Origin of the sequence: Streptomyces acidicola, from assembly GCF_009377235.1 — a bacterium.
Taxonomy (GTDB): domain Bacteria; phylum Actinomycetota; class Actinomycetes; order Streptomycetales; family Streptomycetaceae; genus Streptomyces; species Streptomyces acidicola.
Genome location: NZ_VMNX01000002.1, coordinates 1 through 22,258, shown reverse-complemented (window position 1 = coordinate 22,258; position 22,258 = coordinate 1). Strand labels below are relative to the sequence as shown.

Sequence of the window (22,258 nt, the reverse complement as noted above, 5' to 3'; positions counted from 1 at the left end):
TCCGTACGGCCGAACGGTTCCTCCAGGACGGACCCGGCCGCCCGGATGAGGGGAACGAACAGGATCCACGGGCCGGGCCCGCCGCCGTCCCAGTGCGCCAAGGTCTGCATCGCGCTCTTCTCCTCGCATAGCGGCCGAGTAGCCGGAAGGGGGTTCCGTTGCCGCTTCGAGGATGGCCGCACGAGGGGGTCCGGGGCGTCGTATGGCCAGCGGTCGTACGCGTACCTCACAGGGAGTACGCGCAGGCATGACCGCTACTCCTTGGAGGCGCCCCCGGCCTCTCCCGGGGGCCGCCCCCGTGGCAGCCCGCACAGCCGGTTCAAGCCGACGAGGACACTGTGCGGGAGGTGATCCATGCCCCGCGGGCGTGGGGGAGTCAGCCGTGATCGTTGTGGCTGGACGAGGTGTCCTCGGGCGGCATGGTGCGGCCGCCGTCGTTTCCGCTGATGACCGCAGCGAGCAGGGCGGCGATCGTGCCGGCCACGGCGATGCGGCCCCCCAGGCGCAGGGCCCACCCCGCCGGCGAGCCGGTGTGGGTGCGAGGGCCGCGCAGTTTCTCCGAGCGCCGGGCCGGCTGCAGCAGACGTAGTAGGAGGAGTGCGGCGATGGGGAGTTGGAGCAGCCAGATCGCGGTGCGGAACCAGCCGTCGTACCAGACGTTCGTGCCGTAGAGGAGGGTGTGCCAGACGCTCAGGATGTACACGGCGATGACGAAGCGGTGCAGGACGCGCCAGGTTCTGGGGCCGATGCGGTGCCTGACGTAGAAGAGCAGGCCCAGGGGGATGGCCAGATAGAGGGCGGCCTGCCCGAGGGGGATGGCCAGCTGGCCGGTGCCCGAGTCGTAGCCGCCGGGGACGAAGGTCTCCACGAAGGCCGTGCCGATCGCGGAGTACCAGCGTGCGGTGTCGGAGCGCACCAGTTGACCGGCGAACAGCAGTGCGTGCGCGGCGATGAGGGCGATGGTGTTGAGGCTGGTGGTGCGGTGAAGGCGTTCGAGGCGCTGGCCGGGCAGCCGCAACCACGAAGGGCGGGAGCCGGAGAGGAGGAGTCCGAGGACGACGGTGATCCAGGCCCACAGCAGGGCGGACCAGCCGAACGCCTGGCTGAGGAAGTACATCCAGAACTCGCCCTCGTCGGCCATGAACGGCATGACGGAGACGGTCGAGGAGGTCTCGGCGCGGATGCGGGCGTAGAGGAGAGCGAAGACGGCGGCGGTCACGACCAGCGCGATGAGGCCGTCGGGTAGGGAGACGCGCAGGTCGGATCGCAGAGTGGGGCGCCGTTGCTGTCGGTCACCGGTGTCGGCGGGGGCGTCGGCCGGTTCGGAGGCGGGTTGCGCTGGTAATGACGTCATCGTGCGGCCTTTCAGTCGCTTGGGCTGGTGAACGGGTGCGTCGGCTCTCCGGCTTTCCGGCTTTCCGAGCACGGGTGTGCGCAGTCGCGCTGTTGCATGGGTCGGAGAGGGGGACGCGGAAGTTCCCACCGGCATGTTGTGGCGTGGGTCACACCTGTAGTGGTCTTGTCTCTCACCCTCTCGACGGCCGCTTCTGCTCCTTCGGCGCCCGTGTGGCGCCAGGTTTGTGGGCGAAGACGCCGATGCGGCCGCGGCGCACCGCGGCCGTCAGCAGGACCGGGAGAACCAGGGCCTGGAGGCACACGGCGAGCCAGAACCCCCTCGCCGAGCCCATGACTTCCGCCCCCGCGTACACCTGGCCGCCGACCGCTCCACTGCCGAACGCGCCGAGGCCGGCCGCCAGCCGCTGCCGGCCGAACACGGCGGCCGGAGCCGCGCGTGATCGGGCCAAGGCCTCCAGGTCGTTCTTCAGGAAGAGCACGATCTCGCCCAGGCACATCAGAGCGGCTCCCGCGCCGATTCCCGCGTACCCGCCGTATGCGATCACCGCGGTCCCGGCCGCCATGCTCCCGAAGCCCACCTTCATGGCGTCCGCGTAGGTGAGTGCGGCGATCCACCGTGACAGCAGCGGCTGCGTGATGACCAGGAGGCAGGCGTAGCCCGTCAGCACCGCGCCGTAGTAGCTCGCCGAGGTGCGCGGGACGGCGTACAGAGCCAGGTAGTGCTGGAAGAACATGAAGACGTACACGCTCAGCACGGTCACGGCGAACGGCGGCGGGCCGTCGTCAGGACGCCGGGGCCGGGCGGCGTTGCCGGTGGCCGCCCGCGCCGCGTCGGCCGCCGGGTGCGCGGCCGGCGGTGGCAGCAGTGCGTGGCCGACACCGACGAGCGCGAACAGCACGGTGACGCAGGAGAAGAGCACGGTGGGCGAGCCCAGGACGAAGGGTGCCGCGGCCGGTGGGCCGAGGGCGATGCCCGCGTTGAAGGCCGACCCGCTCGCCGACAGCAGCCGTGGGCGGTCGGCGTCGTCGGCGCCCTCCACCAAGTACGCCTTGTTCGCCGGGAGATACAGGGCCGCCCCGCAGGAGACCAGGAACAGGGCGCCGACCGCGAGCACGGGGCTGCCCATGCCCGGCACGAACGCCGCGAACCCCGCCGTCCGCACGGCCAGCGCCGTCAGCATGGTGGCCCGCAGGCCGATCCGCTCGGCCAGCGCGCCGGCGAACACGCCGCCGGAGAACTGCACCAGCGAGGCGACGGCCAGCACGATGCCGACCGTGCCAAGGCCCAGCCCGAGCCGCTGGTGCAGCAGCACCGACATGTACGGCAGGACGGCGAAGCTGCCCAAGGTGATCAGGAACGAGGCAGCCAGCAGGAACGCCTGCGGAGCCGTGACCCGCCGGCCGCCCGGCAGGGGCTTACGGGCCACTGACGACGACGGGGCACACGCGGGTGGCCGCGCTCCACGCCCGGTGCTGCGCCAGCTCCGCCGTGGTGGCCTCGGCCAGCACGATGCCGGTGCAACCGCGCTGGTCCCCCACCTGCGGCATGGCGTCTCCCGGTGCTCTGGTCGGGTACCAGCGCACGTTGCCGGGGAAGGCCGCCAACTCGTCGAGCCCGTGCCAGCCCTTGAGGACACCCGGACGGTCCGCGTAGACGAGGACGAAGGCGTGCGCGGGGCCGTCGCGGTCGAGCGGTGCGTCCATGAGGCGCGGTCTGCGGCCCAGTGCCTCCTCCATCATGGCGCTGTACACGTTCGTGCCCAGCGAGCGGCACAGGACCTCCCCCACCAGGGCTCCACCGATCCTGCGGTTGATCTCGACCAGCTCCGGGCCTTGGGCGGTGAGGATGAACTCCACGTGGGCGAAGCCGCTGTGATGGCCCGTCAGGTGCAGGACCTCCCCGACCCATCGCTCGATGTCGCTGAACTCGGCCTGCGGCAGCGCGACGGGGAAGGCGGCGGCTTCCTCCCGTACCGCGGGCTGCCGGGATGTCTGCCGGCTGAGGACGCCGAGCAGGCGCGTGGCGCCGTCCCAGCTGAGTGTCTCCGCGCTGTAGAGCGGCCCGGCCAGGAACGCCTCGGCGAACAGGTCTCCCATGAACTGTCGGCGGCCGGCTTCGTCGAGAGCGCGGCGCAGTGCTTCCTCGTCGTGGGATATCCACACGTTGCGCGAGGAGGTACCCGAGGAGTCCTTCAGCACCGCAGGCAGGCCGACGGCACGGCGCACCTCTTCGACGCTGTCCGGGCTCGCCTTGACGCGCACGGCGGCGCTCCGGCTCAGTCCGCGGCGGTGCAGGAACTCGCGCACCAGGTACTTGTCGCGCAGGAGCCGTACGGCGGCCGGGGCCGGGCCGGGGAGCCCGAACTCGGCCGCGAGGTCGGCGGCAGGCACGCTCCAGGTGTCGGTGATGTTGAGCAGGCCGACCAGGTCGGGCAGGGCGGCCAGCGCGCGCCGGGTCGCCGACTCGTCGAAGGTGTCGACATCGATGACGGTCAGCGCGCGGTCCGGCAGGGTGTCGAGTTCGTGCCGGTACACGGACCGGTCCGCGGTGAGCAGGCAGAGCTCGTGGCCGGTTTCCGCGGCCGCCGCGGCCATGTGGCCCAGACCGAAGGACAGGGATTCCAGTGCCGCGATGGTCACGGCGTCACCTCCACGGACGAGACGGGTTCTGCAGTGTCCGTGTCGGGGCGGCGGTCGGGCCGTACGGTCGCCGGATCGGGACGCCGCCCCCACTCCATCACCGACCAGGGCGGACGCAAGTCGTCGAGCGCCTGGATGGGCCGGGGCCGGAGGGTGCGCATGTCCTGTGCCTCGGTGTGCCGGGCGAAGACCCGTTCGGCGTAGCGGTGGCCGGTGTCCGCGCCCAGGACGAGGTGGAGACGTTCGGGATCGCGGTCGGCCTCCCAGGAGGCGACCAGATGTGCGGCTCCGGTTGACAGCCCCGCGAAGATCGCGTGCTCCTGCATGAGGCCGACCGCGCCGGCCATCGCGTGCCGGAAGTCCACCCAGTGCACGGTGTCGTACAGCTCGTGCCGGACGTTCTCGAAGGGTATGGAGCTCCCGATTCCCGCGATGATCGCCTCCGGGTCGCTGAAGTGCTCGCTGCCGAAGGTGACGCTGCCGAACGGCTGAATCCCCACCAGACGCACCCCGCGTCCCGTCTCACGCAGGGCCTGCACCAACCCGCCGGTGGACGCCCCCGTACCGACCGCGCCGACGACGGTCAGGGGCGTGTCGGGCAGTGTCCCGGTGACGAGGTCGGCGAACTCCCGGTAGCCGGCGTAGTGGACGGAGTCGTGGTATTGCCGCATCCAGTGGAAGTCGGGGCGGTCGGCCAGCAGTTCGCGGACGCGGCGGACGCGGCGCTCCTGGTCGAGCCTGAGGTTCTGCGACGGAGGCATCTGGTCGACCGTCGCGCCCAGGACCTCCAGTTGGGCCCGCATGACCGCGTCGACCGTCGTGGACGCCACGATGTGGCACCGCAGACCGTAGCGGTGGCAGGCCATGGCCAGCGCCAGGGCGTAGATGCCACTCGAACTGTCGATGAGCGTCTGCCCCGGGACGACGCGTCCGCTGCGCAGCAGCGTGCGGACAGCGCCGAGCGCCGCGTAGACCTTCATCGTCTCGAAGCGGGCGAGCACGACGTTGCCGCCGAGCCGGACCAGGTCCGGCGTCTTCAAGGCATCGGTGATGTGCTCGTGAACGGATGCGACCGGTGCGCCCATGACCGAGGACAGCGGGGGTAAAGCGGCGGTCGCCGTGCGCGCTCCTCCTGGCAGGCTCCGCGGGCCGCGTTGCGACGGGCGGGCTGCTGCTGCGAGGTCGCGGGTGAGGTCTTGGTTCTCGTGGTGGTGCGGTGACATGTCGTACCGGTCCTCCAGGGCTGCGGGGTGCCTAGCAGTTGGCCACGAGCGGGCGGCAGAGGCGTGTGTGCGCGTACGGCTGCCGTCCGTGCCGGGGCGGGGCGGAGCACGCGGAGCGGCACCCGGCCGGGGAACGCTCCGGGGGAACGTCACAGGTCGTGTCACTTCTTGCGGCCCCGGACGATCAACCGTCGCGAGTGGTTGTCGTACGCGGAACCGTCGAAGCCGCCGAAGCACTCCACGTCCGCGAAGCCGGCGGCCACGAACAGGTCATGCAGTTCGGCTGCGCTGTACAGGTAGGACGTCAGGGACGCCGTCCGTGCCGACGTACCCCGCACCAGCGTCCAGTCGGTCCGCAGCCTGCGCCAGCTGTCGAAGACGACGTCCCGCTGGACCACGTAGGAACCATCCGGCAGGTCGACGGCCTGGGGACGCCCGATCCAGCCGGCCAGGACTTCCTTGCCCATGACGTCGACGAGGAGCTGTCCGCCGAGGGCGAGGCTCTCCCATGCGTTGCGCAGGACCCGGAGGTTGTCGTCGGGGTCGTCGAAGTAGCCGAAGGACGTGAACACGTTGAGGACGGCATCGAACGTCTCGGGGGCCGTGTACGTGAGCATGTCCGCCCGCACCAGCCGCACATCGGCTCCGGCTTCCTCGCACGCCTTCCTCGCCCGGTCCAGCATCGGCTCGCTGAGGTCGACGCCCGTGACGTCGAAACCCCGGCCGGCGAGCGGCATCAGGAACAGACCGGGACCGCAGCACAGGTCGAGCACGCGGGCGCCGGGCGGAAAGTCGAGCAGCGGTGACGTAGCCACCAGGTCGGCAACGGACTCCGCACGCTCCGGGGAGAACATCGTGGGGGCGAAGTCCGACCACAGGGAGTCGTCCTCGTACCACTTCATGATGCTCCGCCTCCTCCTGGACCCCACGGGCCCCTGTTGGCATCTGCTGTCACTCACCTTCGTTTCAGTAGTCGGCCGCTTCCGGCAGGTAGTTCCCGGCAGGCACCGGGCACCGTGGGCGGTGCCCGGTGTGCGGGGCCTGGACCTGGGATGGTGCCCTTCGAGGGCGCAACGCGACACCACTGCCGCGAAATGTGACCAATGTCCCATAATGTCTTTATGGGTCTGCGTGGCGTCGGCCGCCGGTGCCGCCGAATCGGGTCATGGTCCCTGCGCAGGGACCATGACCTGCGCAAGGACCGCATGAGCGGATCCAACGAAGACCGCATGAGCGGATCCACCGGCAGACCGGCCGGCCGGCGCTCTGCGCTGGTCCCGCGCACCATAGCGGGGCAGATGTTCGCGGTGCTCGGGATGATCGTGCTGCTGCTCGTCGCCGGGGCCGTGGCGTCGGTGGTCACGCTGGCACGGAACGACAGCGAGAACCTGGCCCGGATGCGCGCCCTGGCGGTGGCCGAAACCTTCGCCCATGCCCCAGGCGTGCTCCCCGCGCTGAAGTCTCGCGATCCGAGCGCAGTACTGCAGCCGATCGCACAGGAGACCCAGCGCCGGACCCACGTCGACTACATCGTCGTGACCAATACAAAAGGAGTCCGCTACACCCATCCCAACCCGGCCGAGATCGGCAAGAGCATCACCGGCCCCCTCTGGCCGGCCACGGCAGGCCGGGCGTTCACCGACCGTGTCCCGGGACAGACTCTGCGGTCGCCGTCGATCCGTGCGGTGGTCCCCGTCATGGATACGAAGGGCACGGTGGTGGGCCTCGTCAACTCGGGGGTCACGATCGCGAGCGTGTCGGGCACCGTCAACCGCCAGCTGCCGATCCTGTTCGGCGCCGCCGCGTGCGCGCTCGCTCTCGCGACGGCGGGCGTGGCCGGGGCCAGCCGGCGGCTACGACGCCAGACACACGGGCTCGGCCCCACCGAGATCACACGGATGTACGAACATCACGACGCCGTTCTGCATGCCGTCCGGGAAGGCGTCCTCATCGTCGACAACAACGGCACGCTGCTGCTGGCCAACGACGAGGCGCGCCGCCTCCTCGACCTGCCCCCCGACGCGCAGCAACGACATGTCGCGGATCTCGGCCTCGACCCCTCCGTCGCCCGGCTGCTCGCCGAAGGGCGCGTCGCCGCGGACGAGGTCCACCAGTCGGCGGACCGCTTCCTGGCCGTCAACCAGCAGCCCACGCGCTCGCGCGGCCGCACTCTCGGCAGCGTCGCCACGCTGCGGGACACCACCGAGCTGCGGGCCCTGGCCGGCCAGGCCACCAAGTCCCGCGAACGCCTCAAACTGCTCTACGACGCCAGTGTCGTCATCGGCACCACCCTCGATGTGACCCGGACCGCCGAGGAGCTCGCCCAGGCGGCCCTTCCCCGGTTCGCCGACTTCGTCACCGTCGACCTCTTCGACTCGGTGCTGCACGGAGACGAACCGAACCAGGAGAACACCGCGCTGCGCCGGACGGCCTCGGCCTCCGCACAGGATCAGCGCCCCCTGTACGAGGCGGGGCAGCTCGTCAGCTTCTCGCCCTCCGCACCGCAGGCCCAGAGCCTGGCGCTCGGGAAGCCGAGGCTCGAAACGGACCTGGTCCGCGCACCCGAGCAGGGGGAACCCCGGAACCCGGCACACACCCGGTGGATCCTCGAACAGGGCATGCGTTCGCTGATCACGGTCCCCCTCCGTGCCCGGGACACGGTCCTGGGCGTGACGAGCTTCTACCGGAACGGACAGCTCGCACCCTTCGACGAGGACGACGTGTCCACCGCCGAGGAACTGGTGGGCCGTGCCGCGGTCTGCGTCGACAACGCCCGCCGGTACGCCCGCGAGCACGCCATGTCCGCGTCCCTGCAGCGCAGCCTGCTCCCCGGCGACCTGCCGGAGCAGAACGCGGTCGACGCCGCCTACCGGTACGTTCCGGCGCAGTCCGGGGTCGGGGGCGACTGGTTCGACGTCATCCCCCTCTCCGGAGCGCGTGTCGCCCTCGTCGTCGGCGATGTCGTCGGCCACGGCGTACACGCCGCCGCCACCATGGGGCTCCTGCGCACCACCGTCCTCAACTTCTCCGCCCTCGACCTGGCTCCCGACGAACTCCTCACCCACCTCGACGAGCTCGTCATCCGCCTCGGTCAGGACGAGGACCACCGCAGCCATGAGAAGGGCGCGGCGGCCACAGGCGGCACCGGGATCATCGGCGCCACGTGCCTGTACGCGATCTACGACCCCATCTCCCGGCACTGCGCTCTCGCCCGCGCGGGCCACCCCGCCCCCGCACTCGTCCACGCCGACGGCACGGTGCACTTCCCCGAGGTGCCCGGCGGACCACCCCTCGGGCTGGGCGGCTTCCCGTTCGAGACGGTTGACATCCAGCTCTCCGAGAACAGCGAAATCGTCCTCTACACCGACGGCCTCATCGAGAGCCGCCGTGACGACATCGACATCGGCCTGGAACGGCTGCGTCAGGCCCTCGCCCACCCGGGCCGGCCACCCGAGCAGACCTGCGACGCCGTACTCGACGCCCTCCTGCCCACTGGCCGCGGCCGCCGCGCCGACGACATCGCCCTGCTCGTCGCCCGCACCCGCGCGCTGGACGCCGCGGCCGTCGTCGTCTGGGACGTACCCGACGATCCTGCCGCCGTTGCCGACATCCGCGCCAAAGCCACCACTCAGCTCTCCGAATGGGGACTGGATGAAGCGGCCTTCACCACCGAGCTCATCGTCAGCGAACTCATCACCAACGCCATCCGGTACGCGACGGCCCCCATCCACCTGCGCCTGGTACGTGACCGCACCCTCATCTGCGAAGTCGCCGACGCCAGCAGCACCTCCCCCCACCTGCGCCGCTCCGCCACCAGCGACGAAGGCGGCCGAGGGCTCTTCCTCGTGGCCCAGCTCGCTCAACGCTGGGGCACGCGCTACACGGCCCACGGAAAAACCATCTGGGCCGAACAGCCCCTGCCGTCGGCCGGGTTGTGAGGACCGGCACTCCGCTCGCGAACGTGGTGACCGCCTCGCTCAAGGGCCCTCTGAGACGGCGCGGTTGCTGCGGCGCGACCGTTCGCATCTGGTGGGAGTGCTGATCTCCCACCGGCTGACCGCTTTCGTCGGCTGCGACCGGATCTGCGTGTTCGACGCCCGATGCATCATCGGGTCCGGCTCCTACGACGACCTCATGGCCCTGGGCGGCTCCTACGCGCCCATGTTCACCGTGTAGGCCGAGGGCTAGGCCCTGTCGGCCCCGGCCGGCCGCCGGGAAAGTACGGAAGTGAGCCCTGCCGCCTCCGTCCGCTCACACATCGGCTGCCCACACACCGGCTGCCCCGCTCAGGAAGGCTCCGCAATGCCGCCCGCCCGAACGGACATCCGTGACCTCGTCCACACCTACCTTGAGCGGCACCCGGCGGAACGTCGCCTGTTACAGGGCTTGTTGGCATCGCTCGATGCCGCCGAGGACCCCGCGAGCCGGTCGGCCCTGCCCTGGCACATCACTTCCACGGCTGTCGTCATCGACCGCGACCGGCGCGTGCTGCACATCCACCACAAGGCCGGCGGTCTGGTCCTCACCCCCGGCGGCCATGTCGAGACCGGTGACCGCACCCCGCTCACCGCGGCACTGCGCGTGGTGGCGGAGGAGGCCGGCATCGAGCCCGGCGATCTGTGCCTGACCCCGCAGTTCCTCCGCTCTCCGATCGACATCGACGTCCACGACATCGACGCCGACCATGCCACGGGAGAGCCGACCCACCAGCACTACGACCTGCGGTTCGTCTTCTACCTGGCCCACGGCCACCCCGAACTCGCCTTGCAGGACCAGGAGGCAGGAGGCGTCCGGGCCGAATGGCGCGCCTTCGACCAGGTCGTTTCCCCCACTCTGCGCGCCAAACTCCTGGACTCCTCGCTCAACGGTCGGCCGAAACCGGTGAACGCCTCCGCCCTGATCCACGACGGCGCGGGCCGGTACCTGCTGCACCTGCGCGACAACTACCCGGGGATCTGGGAGCCGGGCGCCTTCGCGTTGCTCGGCGGCGGGCGCGAGCCAGGAGACACGTCGCTCGAAGCCACGCTCCGCCGCGAGCTCGCCGAGGAGGTACCTGGTCTCGACGTGCCGGACCTGACGCCGTTCGTCGTGGAGCAGGCCACCGGCATCGACGGTCTCTGCACACCGATCCAGATCTGGGCCGGGCAGTGGAACGGAGACCCCGACAGGCTGGCCTTGACCGAGGGCGTGCTGCTGCGGTGGTTTTCCCCGGCCATGTTGCACCGGTTGCGGCTGAGCCTGGCCACCCGCGACCTGGTGCAGCGGCACGCGGCACAGCAGGCGTCCACGAACGGCGGACCGCCCGGCGCGCTCGCGAGTCGCGCGCCGGCCGCCGGTCGCAGTGTGCTGAACGTCATCGGCGTCCACCTCTACCTGGAGGACGACGGCCGGGTCCTGCTCGGACTGCGTCATCCCGACTCGGCGTATGCGGGCGGCTCCTGGCATTTCCTCGCCGGGCACTGCGAGCAGGAGAGCGCCATCGGGTGTCTCGTGCGGGAGGCCTTCGAGGAGGCCGGTCTGGTCATCGCCCCCGCCGACGTGGAGCTCGTGCACACGGTGCACGTCGTCGACTCGCCCGGTGAACGGCCGCGAATGCAGATGGTGTTCCGAGCCCGCCGCTGGAAGGGCGCGCCGAGCTTACGTGAGCCGGACAAGTGCCTCGCCTGGCGGTGGTGGCCGCAGGACGATCTGCCGGAGCCGATCGTCCCCTACACCCGGGCAGCCCTGGACGGGATCCGCACCGGTCGCCTCTACACCGAGATGGGCTGGTGAGTTCGATGAGCACACCCGACACTGCCAAGCACCGGTTCGCCCGGGGTTTCCGGCCCTTCGTGAGCACACCGGACTCCGTAGTCGCTGTGGACCCGGTGGCCGTGCGTTCGCCGTTGAAGCACCTTGCGACGAGTTCGATGTGGCACACCGTCAGACGTCACTGACGTTACAGGGAACGGTTGTAGGGAACAGACGCGCCGAAGCCGAGCAGCGGCACCGGCGCGAACGACGCGCGAAGGCAAGAGCGGGCTGGACCGCTGAGGCCTTCGAAGCCGGCCTCGACAGCGACACCGTGCAGAGCCGCCTCATGCACGCGCGTGCCCGCACCCCGGTGGGCACACGATCGCCGCCTTGGCAGCCAGCGAGGGTCTTCGCGCTATACCTCATCGCGGCGCCCCAGTGACGGAACCGGGTGCCGCCAACCGGGTCATTCTTCGGGCTCAACCACTCAAAGAGCCCATGAAGTAACTCGAATGCGGAGTTCTCGGGTGGCGAGGGGCCGTGATGCGACCGAGGGTGATCACGTCGCTACTGCGAATCGTTCGAGCCGGCGCCGTGTCGGCTGCGCAGTCGCGACGAAAGGGGTATTCCCATGCGCATTGCCCGGACAGTGTTCGTCTCCGCCGCGATAACTGCGGCTGTCGCGATCTGCACTCCCGCGGCGAGTGCCGCGACGGCAGCCGAGCCCTGGGCGTCGGTCGGCAACACTTCCTACGGCAACGAGGAGCACGACAAGTTCAAGGACGAAGACCACGGCAAGGAGGAGCGTGGCAAGGAGGAGGAGAAGGAGGAGCACGGCAAGGAGCGCGAGGAGCACGGCAAGGAGCGCGAAGAGCACGGCAAGGAGAAGCCGAAGGGCGGCATCCACGCCGGCAGCGGCGGCCTGGCCATGAGCCTCCCGAAGGACGGCTTCCGCGACGAGGAAGAGCGCGAGGAGCGTGGCAAGGAAGAGCGCGAAGAGCACGGCAAGGAGCGCGAGGAACACGGCAAGGAGCGCGAGGAGCACGGCAAGGAGCACTTCGGCAAGGAAAGGCCGAAGGGCGGCATCCACGCCGGCAGCGGCGGCCTGGCCATGAGCCTCCCGAAGGACGGCTTCCGCGACGAGGACGAGCGATTCAAGGAAGACCACGGCAAGGAAGAGCGGGAGGAGCACGGCAAGGAGCGCGAGGAGCACGGCAAGGAGCACTTCGGCAAGGAAAGGCCGAAGGGCGGCATCCACGCCGGTGGCGGCGGCCTGGCCACGTCCGGAGGCAGCATGACGGCAGGTTCCGTGCTGCTGCTCGGTGGCCTCGGGGCCGGCGCGTACATGCTGCGGCGCCGTAACGCGGCGGACGCCGCGGCCTGATCCCGTTCCCCTCGCAGTTGCTGCGCTGTCGCGGCCGTCGTCCCCTTCGGAGGGCGACGGCCGCGGCCGCGGCGTTTCACCTGCGCCTCACCCCCGTCCCCTCACGCCTCACCGCCGTCCCCCTCACGAAAGGGCAACGCCCCATGGCAGCCCCGCAGCCACGCCAGCCGAACCAGACGAACCAGACGAACCAGCCGCAGACCAAACCCGTATCCCGCTCCCTCCCCCGCGCTCTGCGGTGGCCCTTGGTGGCAGCGGGACTCGGTGCTCTGCTCATCCACAACTCGATGGAGAGCAGAGCAGATCTCAAGCCTCAGACTCCGCCTCCGGTGGTCGCCCCCGCAACGCCCAGGGCGACTGCATCTGCCGCTGATCCGGCACTGCCCCGCTCTGTGCCGGAGCGGATCTCGATCCCGCAGATCGGCGTGAACGCGCCGTTCACCGGGCTGTCCATCGGCGCATCCGGACAGCTCAACCCACCCCCCGCCGACGACACCAATCTCGTCGGGTGGTTCCGGGACGGGGCCTCGCCCGGCGAACGGGGCTCATCGATCGTGGTGGGCCACGTCGACACCAAGACGGGCCCGGCCGTGTTCGCTCGGCTTGAGGAACTCCGGTCCGGAAGCACGGTTCGCATCACCCGCGCGGACGGCATCGTCGCGAGCTTCAAGGTCGACTCGGTCAAATCCTTCAGCAAGGCCGACTTCCCCAACAAACGGGTCTACGCCGACGCCTCCTCGCCGGAGCTTCGCCTGATCACCTGCGGCGGCGCCTACAACAAGAGCACCCGCGAATACGAGGAGAACGTGGTGGTGTTCGCCCACCTCGTCGCGGCCCGTCGCACCTGAGGGGCCACGGTGGGGCACTTCTCGGACACGTACACGTACTCGCGTCCGGGCCTGAGGGCGTTCGACCTGTGGCGGGAGCGGTGACGGTGGCGATGCGGGCGGTCCCGCTGATGGACGGGCCGGTGGAGTTACGCGGTGCGCTGGACCTGGAGATCACGCAGGCAGGGGTGATGCCGCGCCGGTTGCCCGCGTGGACCAAGGAGCAGTACCAGGATCCGTCGGTCCACGGGGTGACCCTGATGCCTTCGGGAGTGCGGCTGGTGTTCCGTACTGATGCATGTGCGCTGGAGTTGGAGGTACTCACCACCACGGGGCAGCTCGACTCCGACCCCGAGCCCCGCCCGACCGGGATGCTGGAGTTGGTGGTGGACGGCGTCCTGACCGGGCGTCGGCGAGCACCGGTGGGCAACGTGGTAAGGATGGCGGCCCTCGGGGCCGTGCAGAGACTCATCCCGGGCGGGCCCGGGACCGTACGGTTCTCCGGGCTGCCGGCCGGCATGAAGAACGTCGAGCTGTGGCTGCCGCAGCAGACCCCGACGGAACTGGTGGCACTGCGCGCTGACGGTGAGGTGCTGGCGCCCTTGCCGGACGGGCGGCGCCGCTGGGTGCACCACGGCAGTTCCATCAGCCACTGCATCGAGGCCGACGGTCCGACCGGCACCTGGCCAGTGGTGGCGGCCATGCTCGGAGGAGTGGAGGTGATCAACCTCAGCCAGGCGGGCAATGCGGTGCTGGATCCCTATGTCGCGCGAACGATCCGCGACATGCCCGCAGATCTGATCAGCCTGAAGGTGGGCATCAACATCGTAAGTCTGGCCGCCTTCCGGCTGCGGACGTTCGGCCCGGCGGTGCACGGATTCCTGGACACGATCCGGGACGGGCACCCTGACACCCCTCTGCTGCTGGTGTCCCCGGTGAGCTGTCCGGCGGTCGAGGAGACTCCCGGCCCGACAGCCGTGGGGCCGGACGGGAAGATCACAGCTCTGAGCGATCCGGCCGCTGTGGCCGGCGGGGCGTTGTCGCTGGCCGTGGTCCGTGCCGAGCTGGCCCGGATCGTGGCCGCCCGGCGGGATCGCGATCCCCACCTCCACTATCTCGACGGACGCGAGCTGCTCGGCCCGGACGAGGCGCACGACCTGGCCGACGGCCTTCACCCCACCGCCGCCGCATACCGCCGGATGGGCAAGCGCTTCGCCACCCACGCCTTCGCGAACGACGGTCCGTTCCACTGAGGCGCTGGCCTGCGCCGGGCTCATTCGTTCGGGGGCGGCGTGGCCGGTGTGTCGGTCGCGGCTTTGGCGAAGCGGCGGGCCAGGTGCGCGAAGGCGTCCTTCAGCTCGGCGGGGCCGACGACCTCGATGTCGGCGTCGAACCTGCCGACGGCGGCGGCCAGGCCGGGCCATGACCACGAGCCCAGGACGAGCCTGCAGCGGTTCGGGCCGAGTTCCTCGACGACCGCGTCGTGGCTGTAGCGGGACACCTCGGCGGCGGGCAGATCGAGGTTCACCTCGCCACGGCAGGGCCAGTGGCCCAAGGCGTCGGAGCCCCGGAACCGGCCGGCCACGAAGGCGGCCACATCGCCTCCCGGCAGTTCGCGCGGAGTGAAGCGGGGTCCAGTGGGGGTGCGCGGGGTGATCCGGTCGGCGCGGAAGGTGCGCCAGTCCTCGCGGAGGAGGTCGAAGGCGACCAGGTACCAGCGCCCGCCCCAGGTGATGAGGTGGTGGGGCTCCACCCGGCGCGGCAGAGTCGCGGCGCGGGCGTCGTCGACTCCCGGTGGGGACACGGGGGCGTAGTCGAAGCGCAGCACTTCGCGGGCGTGCACAGCGGCGCTGAGCGTCATGAGCACACGGCTGTCGGCCTGCGGTGCGCGCCGGGCCTCGGACCGCTCTACGGCGGTGACCTCAAGAGTGTCGATACGGCGGCGCAGCCGTGCGGGCATGACCTGCCGAACGGTGGTCAACGCGCGCGCCGCGGCTTCCTCGATGCCGGCACCGGTCGTCGTGGCGATCCGGAGTGCTACAGCCAGGGCGACTGCCTGCTCGTCGTCGAACAACAGCGGCGGCAGGTCGGCGCCGGGATCGAGCCGGTACCCACCGTCGGGTCCCTTGAAGGCCGTAATGGGGTAGCCGAGTTCTCGCAGGCGGTCGACATCGCGGCGCACGGTGCGTGGGCTGACCTCCAACCGCTCGGCCAGCAGCGCCCCCGGCCAGTCCCGGCGTGCCTGGAGCAGGGAGAGCAGGGACAGCAGTCGCGCTGATGTCTTCGGCATGGTGCCCATGTTGCCCCGAGTAGCGGCCACACCCTGACCGCTACTCCTGCGACGGTTCTCTCGTGCCAGGCAAACGAGAACGACCAGAAGGACCCGATCACTGTGATCGGGACCTACCGGCGCGAGCTCGACAGGGTGGATCTCGACGAACTCGCGGCGGGGAGCAGGGTGGTGATGGCCGACGGCGAGCCGCGCTCGATGACCGAGCTCGCGCGGGCGCTCGCCGAGCGCTGGCCGGCGCCGGGACCGCGGGCGCTGGGTGAGATGCTGATCGGGCCGGCCAGGCTTCGCCCACCCGGATCACATCAGCCGCCGGATGTCGCCGCGGACCCGGTAGAAGCCGCCGGCAGCGGTGTGCAGGGCGTCCACGACATAGCGCGCGCCGGGCTCGCGTATCGCGCGCGGGAACTGGACGTTCAAGGACTGGTCGTAGCCCTCGGACACCACGTGCACGCGCAGACGGCCGGCCTCCCGGACACACTCGACGACGACCGTCCCGACGGGAGCCCGGTCGACGCTCGGCATCGCGGCCGGGGCCGTGGCCGGGGCGTAGGTCGGCAGGGCCGCGGCGAGTTTGACGTCCCGCGCCACCGGCACCGTGCCCTGCTGGGCCGCGGAGATGGCCGCCTCGCCGGCGTCCACGCACACCAGCGAGCCGTCCGTGGTCACCAGGTACAGCCGCTCGTCGCGGTACTGCATCGACAGTGCCGAGCCGCTGCCCGTGCCGAGCTTCCACAGGCGGGTGCCGTCGCGGTCGAAGCAGTAGACGGACGACGCCGCGTCGCCGGCGAACACGAACCGCCCGCTGGGTGAGGTGGCGCACGAGTACACCGCACTGTCGCATGTGTAGGTGGCCTCGACCCTGCCGGTCGTCTTCGACAGCCGCTGCACCAGGCGGTGGGCGGTCGCCGCGTACACGGCGTCGTCCTCCTGCCAGCCGAATAGCACGCCGCCCTTGGTGGCCGTGTGCCACAACTCGCCTCCGCCGTCGGGCGCGTAGGCGGTGACGCCCCGGTGATGGCCGTGGTACACGGCACAGTCGTCGGCACGGACCATCCAGGCGTGCTCGCCCTGGCTGCGGCGGGCCCACTGGTGCTCGTCCTCATGGTCGATGACGGTGAGCCGGCCGGCGCGGTCCGAGACGTTCAGGATGCCCTCGTGGATGTCCAGCCAGAAGATGTCGACGTCCGCGGCGATGTCGTACGCCGCGAACGGCAGCTTCGAGGACAGGTCGTAGACCTTGCCGTCGTCGCAGCCCGCGTAGATCCAGAAGTCGTCGGCGACCAGGCACTTCACTCCGTCCGGCAAGCTGAAGCGGGCGAGGACGGCACCGTCGTGGTCCAGGGTGTAGACGTCGCCTGCCTGGTTGCCGACCCAGCAGTGCTCGTCGTCGACATGGATGCCGAACGCCGACGAGCCCGTACGGAATCGCCACAGCACGGGGGCCACGGCGCGCGCGGTGGACGCGGCCGACGCGACCTGACGCCGGGTCACCGCCCGCGGGGCCCGCTGCCCGGGGACGGCCGGGGCGTACCCTTTGCGGACCTTCTCCCCCACCTTCTTCGCAGCGGCAGCCCGCGCCTTCTCCGCCGTGGGAAACGTCGTCGTCTGCACCTGCCCGGCGGCGCCGATCCGCCCGTACCGCACCGTCACCACCAGACCGTCGACGCACACCTCATAGAACTTGTGCGCGCCGCCCCCTTCCTGCGACAGCTCCAGATACGTCGTCGACACCGTGGTCCCGGCAGACATGACAGACCCCTCCCCAGGGCGGACCTGCGGCCTTTCCGGCAGGTCCCAGTGCCCAGAACCATAGGAGGACCCACTGACAATCGCCCCGCGTCGACTGATCGCCGGCCTTGGGAGCCCACGGACGGGTCACCTTGTTTCGACCAGTGCGCCGGCCGTCGGACCGAGAATCGGGGCCGGCCTCCTACGTTGGCCGCAGTGCGGACGCACACCTGATAATCAGCTTCGCTACGTCCACCGCAACGCCCCGGAGGCCACCGTTGTCATCGCTCCATGAGTTCGCGACGTGGGAGCCGCTCCTGCGGCTCCTGCGCGCCGACAACGCGAGGAGCCTTGCCGCCCCGGGCGGCCACGTGGCGGGACAGATCAGCCACTACGGGTGGAGCCTGCCTCTGCGGCGGCGGATCCCACGGCCCGGCCAGGCGGCCCAGGTCGAGGACATGCAGGACGAGTTCGACGCGGTGCAGCGGGTGCAGGGCGCGCTCGCGGAGAGCGGCGCCGACAGCATCTCGTTCACGGCGGAGATCTCGCCGGCCGGGAGGACGGTGCTGTATCTGATCGGTCACGGACCCGCGGTGGAGCCCGGCATCGGCGGTCCGCATCCGGGTTCACTCATCCTCGTCGAGGACTCCGTCCCCGAGCCCTGGCGCCGTCTGCCCGATCCGGTGCCCGGGGCCGGACCTGCCCCGTCGGTGGATCTGGCGTTGCTGGAGCGGACGCTCCGTGAGCGGATCCCCGGCGCCATCGGCGCCACCGACGCGGAGATCGCCGCCACGGAAGCGCGCCTCGGCGTCGCGTTGCCGGACGAGCTCAAGGTGCTCTACCGGGTGACGCGGGCGCGGTGGGAGGACTGGGGCGAGGACTACGTGGTGGCGGAGCGCGTCTTCACCGCGGTCGGCTGCGAGCTCTTCCCCCTGGACGACCTGTACATCGCCGACGCGCCGTCCCGTCCGTGTCCGTGGCGGTTCGCGGCGCTGGAGTCGGTCGTCACTCGGCCCGACGCGACGGTTCAGGGGCTGGTCGGCTCACCCGGCTGGATCGCCTTCGGCGACAACGGCGGCGGCGACCGGATCGCCGTCGACCTGACTCCGGGCCCGCGCGGACACACCGGGCAGATCATCATGCTCAACCACGAGGACAACATCGGTGCCGGCCGCCTCGCCGACTCCCTCACCAGCCTCGTGCTGAACGGGCCCGGTCCGGGGCATTGCGGCCCTCACGGGGACGACCCACCGGCAGTGGCGAGGGTCAACATCCGAAGCCTGAGCAGTGTCCAGGCCGCCGCCCACCCCGGCCTGGAGGTCCTGTCCATCGGCGTGTGGGACAGCGAGCCCCTCAGCCTCGCCCCCCTCACCGGGCTTCCCCGCCTGCGGACCCTCACCGCCTATCCCGGTACGCTCGCCGACCCCCTGGAGATCGCCAAACTCACCGGCCTGGAGTTCCTGGAACTCGGGCCGGACGACTGGCGCGTCCTCCTCGATGCCGCGGCCGTCCCGCGCAGCCTGTCGGCCGCCGCCATCGAGGTGCAGGGTGCTCGGCACCCCCTCCCGATCGTGGCTCTCGCCAACGAACTCCTCGCCCTCTGGGACCGCCCCCCGATCACCCGGACCATTCTCGAAGGCCACCTGGCGCCCGGGGCGTAGTCGACCGGTGGGGGCCGACGGCGGGGCCGAAGGAGCCGGCACGCCGAGGTGCCGACGGAACACCTGCCGGAGACGGCACGGTCCGGGCACGAGGATCAGGTGACGACGGGGGTCGCCGTCCGTGCCCTGTTACGCACCGTTCCCGCCACCCGGCGTGCCGTGCTGGCCCTGCGCAAGTCTGATACCGGCGGCGATCGGCAGGTGGTCGCTGCCGGTGGCGGGCAAGGTCCGGATGCTGGTGACGGTGGCCGAGCGGGCCATGATGTGGTCGATCCGGGATACGGGGAAGGCCTCGGGCCAGCTGAAGGCGAAGGCCCGCCCCGTCGAGTCCATCCGCGAGGTGACCGGGTCCAGTCCCCGATCGTCGACCGTGCTGTTGAGGTCACCCAACAGGATCATCCTGTCCAGCTTCTCGGCGGCGATGGCGTCCCCCAGCAGTCCGGCGCTCTCGTCCCGCCACCCCGTGCTGAAGCCGTTCCCCCGGATGCGGACCGAGGGCAAGTGGGCGACGTACACCGCGATATCGCCCCATGGCGTACGCGCCGTGGACCGCACTCCACGGTTCCAGTCCTCCCGGATCCCCTCAGGTTTGATGTCCAACGGCCGGACGTCCGACAGCGGATATTTGGACCAGAGCCCGACCGTTCCCACGACCGCCCGGAAGGGGTAGTCCGAGGCCAGGGCCTTCTCGTAGACCGGCAACGCGGAGGACGTCAGCTCTTCCAGAGCCACGAGGTCCGGCGCGGCCTCGATCAGGGCAGTCGCGGTGCCCGCCGGGTCGGCGTTCTCGTCACTGACGTTGTGCTGAACCGCCATGATGTCGTGCGCGCCGCGGTCCCCGGCCGGCAGAAGGCCGCCGAAGAGGTACGCCCAGACGGCTGCGGGCAGCACCAGTGCCACCAGCGCGAGGGCCGAGCGGCGCAGCAGTGCCGCCACGAGCAGCAACGGAACGGCCAGGCCGAGCCACGGCAGGAACGTCTCCAGCAGGCTGCCGAGACGGCCCACGGCGTTGGGTACGGCGGAGTGGAACGCCTGCAGGCCGGCGGTCAGCACGGCAAGCGACGCGAGAACACGCCCGCGCGCCCAGGGCGACCGGGCTCCCACGCTCCTGCCCCCGTACAGCCAGCCGATATGACGAAGCCGCCATCGGAGCGCCGCCGCCTTCGCCCCCGACGCCACCGCGCCGTCTGCCCGCTCCACCTGGCCCCACCCATCTACCCCGGACTCGACCCATGCCCCACATCCGCCCCACATCCATGAGCAAGACGTGCCTGGTACGACGCACGTGGCGGTGATCAGGTTCCGGACCGCGAGCTCGGTGTGCGGACAGTTGCGCGCCGGGATTCAGCGCGTTCCGCTCACTGCTCAGCGACTTCCCGATGACTTTGCCTTCTCTTTACAACCCGCCCCGTCGCTGCCTCGTCTCTCCGCTCGATCCGTAACGCGACCCGCCGCGCCACCGGGCGGGCGGACCGACGAAAGAGAGCGATTCATGCGCCGAAGTGTCCTCAGTGCCATGGCACTCGCGAGCACCGCTGTGCTGGCGGGCGCGGTACCCGCGCTCGCCGACGAGGCGACCCCGGTTCCCACGGTCCGCGAGGCCACCACGGCCCCGGGCCAGGCCCCGGCCGCCACCGCCGAGCCCTCGAAGCCGGAGGCCACGACCGCTCCGACTCCGGTTCCGACCGTCGAAGCGACCGAGGCGCCGGCCGAGGCGCCGGGCCAGGTCTCCGTCGTGCCCAGTGGCGCACCGGACACCGGTGTGGCGCCGGCATCGGCGGAGTCCGGAAACGAGACCGGGCTGATGGTCGGCGGGAGCGCTGCCGCGGTACTCGCCGCCGGCGGCGCGGCGGTCTTTCTCGTACGTCGCCGGCAGGCAACCAAGGCATGACGTCGCTCTCCAGGCGCGCCTTCGCCACCGCGGCGATGGCTTCGCTGCTCGTGAGCTGCGGCGGCCCCCGTGGCGACGGCCAGGGCACCACCGCGCAACCCGAGAGCACGCCACGGCGCTCGCGATCCTCGCGGTCTTCCGCGAACGAGGCCCGCGCCCTTGGCCGTTCGGTCCCGGTGCGGTTGCAGATCCCGGCCATCGGGGTCGACACCCCGGTCATCCGGCTGGGGCTGGCCTCGGACGGCACTGCGCAGGTGCCCCCGATCACCGAGCACGACCGGGCGGGCTGGTACCGGCACTCGCCGACGCCGGGTCAGATCGGTCCGTCGGTGATCCTCGGTCACGCCACGGTCGGCTCGTACGGTGACGGGGTGTTCCGGCATCTCGCACGGCTGCGGCGGGGCGAGCGGATCGTGGCGCGCCTGGAGAACGGCACGGCGGCGGTGTTCGCCGTCAGCTCCGTACAGACGGTCGCCAAGGCCGAGTTCCCGGTCGACGCGGTCTACGGGAACGTCGACCGTCCCGAGTTGCGGCTCGTCACCTGCGGCGGCCCCCGCACCGGTGACGGCTACCGCGACAACGTGATCGTCTTCGCCGCGCTGAACTCCGCGAACCCCTGACCCTGACCGGGATCCGGACCCCACATCCCGGGCCGATGGAACGTACGCCGCCGGCCCGGGCTCTTCCCCCCACGAGTACCACCCCGACGTCACGACCATGGAGAGCGTTGAAACGGTCCCGCGAGAAGGCAGCGTCCGAGTTGTTCGCCGCCCTCTACCCGCGCCTCGCCGGCTGGTGCCGCCGGCTGGTCGACGACGACGAGACGGCCCACGAGATCGCCGCGGAGGCGTTCACCCGCCTCTGGGCCCGTTGGACAACCGTCGCGGAGCCTCAAGGGTTTCTCTACGTCACCGCGGCCAACCTCGTCCGGGACCACTGGCGCAAGCGCGAGCGCGAGCGCCGAGCCATGCACCGGGTCACCGTGGAAGCCTCCGTCCGCCCAGGGACCGAACAGGCCGATCCCTCGGTCCGCCTGCTCGTGCAGTCGCTGCCGGAACGGCTGCGCGTCCCGGTGCTGTTGCACTACTACGCTGACATGCCGATCCGGGAGGTGTCCGTGCTGACCGGGCGCAAGGAAGGAACCATCAAGGCCGACCTCCACGCGGCCCGCGAGCTGCTCCGTGCCCACCTGAGGAGAAGCCTTGATCACACACTCTGACGAGGGCCCGGACTTCGAGCCCGACGACCCCCTCGCGGTCATCCTGCGACCGCCGTCCGACCACCTCGGCCCGCCCCCCGGCCACTATCACGCGATCCGCCGCGCGGCAGCGCGCCGTCGGCTGCTCCGCGCCGCGGCCGGAGTCTGCGTGTCGTGCGCCGTCGCCGCACTCGTCGCACTGCCACTGCGCCTTGCGACAGACGAGGCGCCCGCACAGCCGTCGGTCCCGCTCGCCCCACCGCCTGCGAGCAGTACGGCCGAGACCACCCCGCCGACGTCCCCCGGGCCCGCCAGCCCCTACCC

At 70.9% G+C, this 22,258-nt stretch carries 19 protein-coding genes and 2 pseudogenes; 12 read left to right on the top strand and 9 right to left on the bottom strand.

The features are described 5' to 3' along the window. Positions 1 to 35 precede the first annotated feature (35 nt). The 6 genes and pseudogenes from FPZ41_RS47790 to FPZ41_RS01590 form a co-directional block, all read right to left on the bottom strand. Positions 36 to 110 (bottom strand): annotated as a pseudogene (locus FPZ41_RS47790) (SHOCT domain-containing protein); the annotation flags it as partial. A 266-nt stretch (positions 111 to 376) separates the two neighbouring features. Next, positions 377 to 1,354 carry a ferric reductase-like transmembrane domain-containing protein gene (locus tag FPZ41_RS01610; RefSeq protein WP_152858153.1) on the bottom strand — a complete coding sequence of 326 codons (978 nt, stop codon included), beginning with the start codon at positions 1,352 to 1,354 and terminating at the stop codon, positions 377 to 379. 172 nt (positions 1,355 to 1,526) lie between these two features. Next, positions 1,527 to 2,783, bottom strand: a complete 1,257-nt coding sequence (locus tag FPZ41_RS01605) for an MFS transporter (RefSeq protein WP_322619704.1) — start codon at positions 2,781 to 2,783, stop codon at positions 1,527 to 1,529. Further along, positions 2,773 to 3,996, bottom strand: a complete 1,224-nt coding sequence (locus FPZ41_RS01600) for an ATP-grasp domain-containing protein (protein ID WP_322619703.1) — start codon at positions 3,994 to 3,996, stop codon at positions 2,773 to 2,775. The genes FPZ41_RS01605 and FPZ41_RS01600 overlap by 11 nt, the downstream gene beginning before the upstream one ends. Then, positions 3,993 to 5,081, bottom strand: a complete 1,089-nt coding sequence (locus FPZ41_RS01595; protein WP_152858151.1) for a pyridoxal-phosphate dependent enzyme — start codon at positions 5,079 to 5,081, stop codon at positions 3,993 to 3,995. Before FPZ41_RS01595 ends, FPZ41_RS01600 begins: the two co-directional genes overlap by 4 nt. A gap of 299 nt (positions 5,082 to 5,380) precedes the next feature. Then, positions 5,381 to 6,121, bottom strand: a complete 741-nt coding sequence (locus FPZ41_RS01590; RefSeq protein ID WP_152858149.1) for a class I SAM-dependent methyltransferase — start codon at positions 6,119 to 6,121, stop codon at positions 5,381 to 5,383. Positions 6,122 to 6,448: 327 nt separating this feature from the next. Between FPZ41_RS01590 and FPZ41_RS01585 the strand changes: the two genes are divergently transcribed. The 6 genes from FPZ41_RS01585 to FPZ41_RS01565 all read left to right on the top strand — a co-directional run bounded on the left by FPZ41_RS01585 (position 6,449) and on the right by FPZ41_RS01565 (position 14,416). Next, the gene (locus tag FPZ41_RS01585; protein WP_152858147.1) at positions 6,449 to 9,157 is read left to right on the top strand and encodes a SpoIIE family protein phosphatase/ATP-binding protein; all 2,709 of its coding nucleotides are present in this window, start codon (positions 6,449 to 6,451) and stop codon (positions 9,155 to 9,157) included. A 91-nt stretch (positions 9,158 to 9,248) separates the two neighbouring features. Next, complete coding sequence (locus FPZ41_RS46825; RefSeq protein ID WP_194235944.1) at positions 9,249 to 9,395, top strand: hypothetical protein; 147 nt, start codon at positions 9,249 to 9,251, stop codon at positions 9,393 to 9,395. A gap of 126 nt (positions 9,396 to 9,521) precedes the next feature. Then, on the top strand, positions 9,522 to 10,991 hold the full coding sequence (locus FPZ41_RS01580) for an NUDIX domain-containing protein (RefSeq protein WP_152858145.1): 1,470 nt from the start codon (positions 9,522 to 9,524) through the stop codon (positions 10,989 to 10,991). Positions 10,992 to 11,583: 592 nt separating this feature from the next. Then, complete coding sequence (locus FPZ41_RS01575; protein ID WP_152858143.1) at positions 11,584 to 12,336, top strand: hypothetical protein; 753 nt, start codon at positions 11,584 to 11,586, stop codon at positions 12,334 to 12,336. Between the two features lie 143 nt (positions 12,337 to 12,479). After that, positions 12,480 to 13,184, top strand: coding sequence for a class F sortase (locus tag FPZ41_RS01570; protein ID WP_152858141.1), 705 nt, complete (start codon positions 12,480 to 12,482; stop codon positions 13,182 to 13,184). A gap of 92 nt (positions 13,185 to 13,276) precedes the next feature. Continuing rightward, the gene (locus tag FPZ41_RS01565) at positions 13,277 to 14,416 is read left to right on the top strand and encodes a GDSL-type esterase/lipase family protein (protein WP_152858334.1); all 1,140 of its coding nucleotides are present in this window, start codon (positions 13,277 to 13,279) and stop codon (positions 14,414 to 14,416) included. Positions 14,417 to 14,436: 20 nt separating this feature from the next. On the opposite strand, the gene FPZ41_RS01560 is transcribed toward FPZ41_RS01565, so the two are convergent. Then, entirely contained in the window at positions 14,437 to 15,453 is a 1,017-nt protein-coding gene (locus FPZ41_RS01560) for a helix-turn-helix transcriptional regulator (RefSeq protein WP_152858139.1), read from the bottom strand. A gap of 102 nt (positions 15,454 to 15,555) precedes the next feature. Here FPZ41_RS01560 and FPZ41_RS47785 point away from each other — a divergent pair. After that, a pseudogene (locus FPZ41_RS47785) lies at positions 15,556 to 15,726 on the top strand (winged helix DNA-binding domain-containing protein); the annotation flags it as partial. A 27-nt stretch (positions 15,727 to 15,753) separates the two neighbouring features. On the opposite strand, the gene FPZ41_RS01550 reads toward FPZ41_RS47785, so the two are convergent. Further along, positions 15,754 to 17,205: a WGR domain-containing protein gene (locus FPZ41_RS01550; protein ID WP_152858137.1), complete on the bottom strand. Its 1,452-nt coding sequence runs from the start codon at positions 17,203 to 17,205 to the stop codon at positions 15,754 to 15,756. 257 nt (positions 17,206 to 17,462) lie between these two features. Between FPZ41_RS01550 and FPZ41_RS01545 the strand changes: the two genes are divergently transcribed. After that, on the top strand, positions 17,463 to 18,845 hold the full coding sequence (locus FPZ41_RS01545) for an SMI1/KNR4 family protein (protein ID WP_152858135.1): 1,383 nt from the start codon (positions 17,463 to 17,465) through the stop codon (positions 18,843 to 18,845). A gap of 129 nt (positions 18,846 to 18,974) precedes the next feature. On the opposite strand, the gene FPZ41_RS01540 is transcribed toward FPZ41_RS01545, so the two are convergent. Continuing rightward, positions 18,975 to 19,967: an endonuclease/exonuclease/phosphatase family protein gene (locus FPZ41_RS01540; protein ID WP_228022358.1), complete on the bottom strand. Its 993-nt coding sequence runs from the start codon at positions 19,965 to 19,967 to the stop codon at positions 18,975 to 18,977. A gap of 370 nt (positions 19,968 to 20,337) precedes the next feature. On the opposite strand from FPZ41_RS01540, the gene FPZ41_RS01535 reads away from it, so the two are divergent. The 4 genes from FPZ41_RS01535 to FPZ41_RS01520 all read left to right on the top strand — a co-directional run. After that, on the top strand, positions 20,338 to 20,736 hold the full coding sequence (locus FPZ41_RS01535) for a Tat pathway signal sequence domain protein (RefSeq protein ID WP_152858131.1): 399 nt from the start codon (positions 20,338 to 20,340) through the stop codon (positions 20,734 to 20,736). Next, entirely contained in the window at positions 20,733 to 21,356 is a 624-nt protein-coding gene (locus FPZ41_RS01530) for a class F sortase (RefSeq protein ID WP_152858129.1), read from the top strand. Before FPZ41_RS01535 ends, FPZ41_RS01530 begins: the two co-directional genes overlap by 4 nt. A 107-nt stretch (positions 21,357 to 21,463) precedes the next feature. Beyond that, positions 21,464 to 21,955 (top strand): RNA polymerase sigma factor, encoded by a 492-nt coding sequence (locus FPZ41_RS01525; RefSeq protein ID WP_152858127.1) that lies wholly within the window; start codon positions 21,464 to 21,466, stop codon positions 21,953 to 21,955. After that, positions 21,939 to 22,258: hypothetical protein (locus tag FPZ41_RS01520; RefSeq protein ID WP_152858125.1), on the top strand; the 320-nt coding region annotated here is incomplete at its 3' end. The genes FPZ41_RS01525 and FPZ41_RS01520, both read left to right, overlap by 17 nt.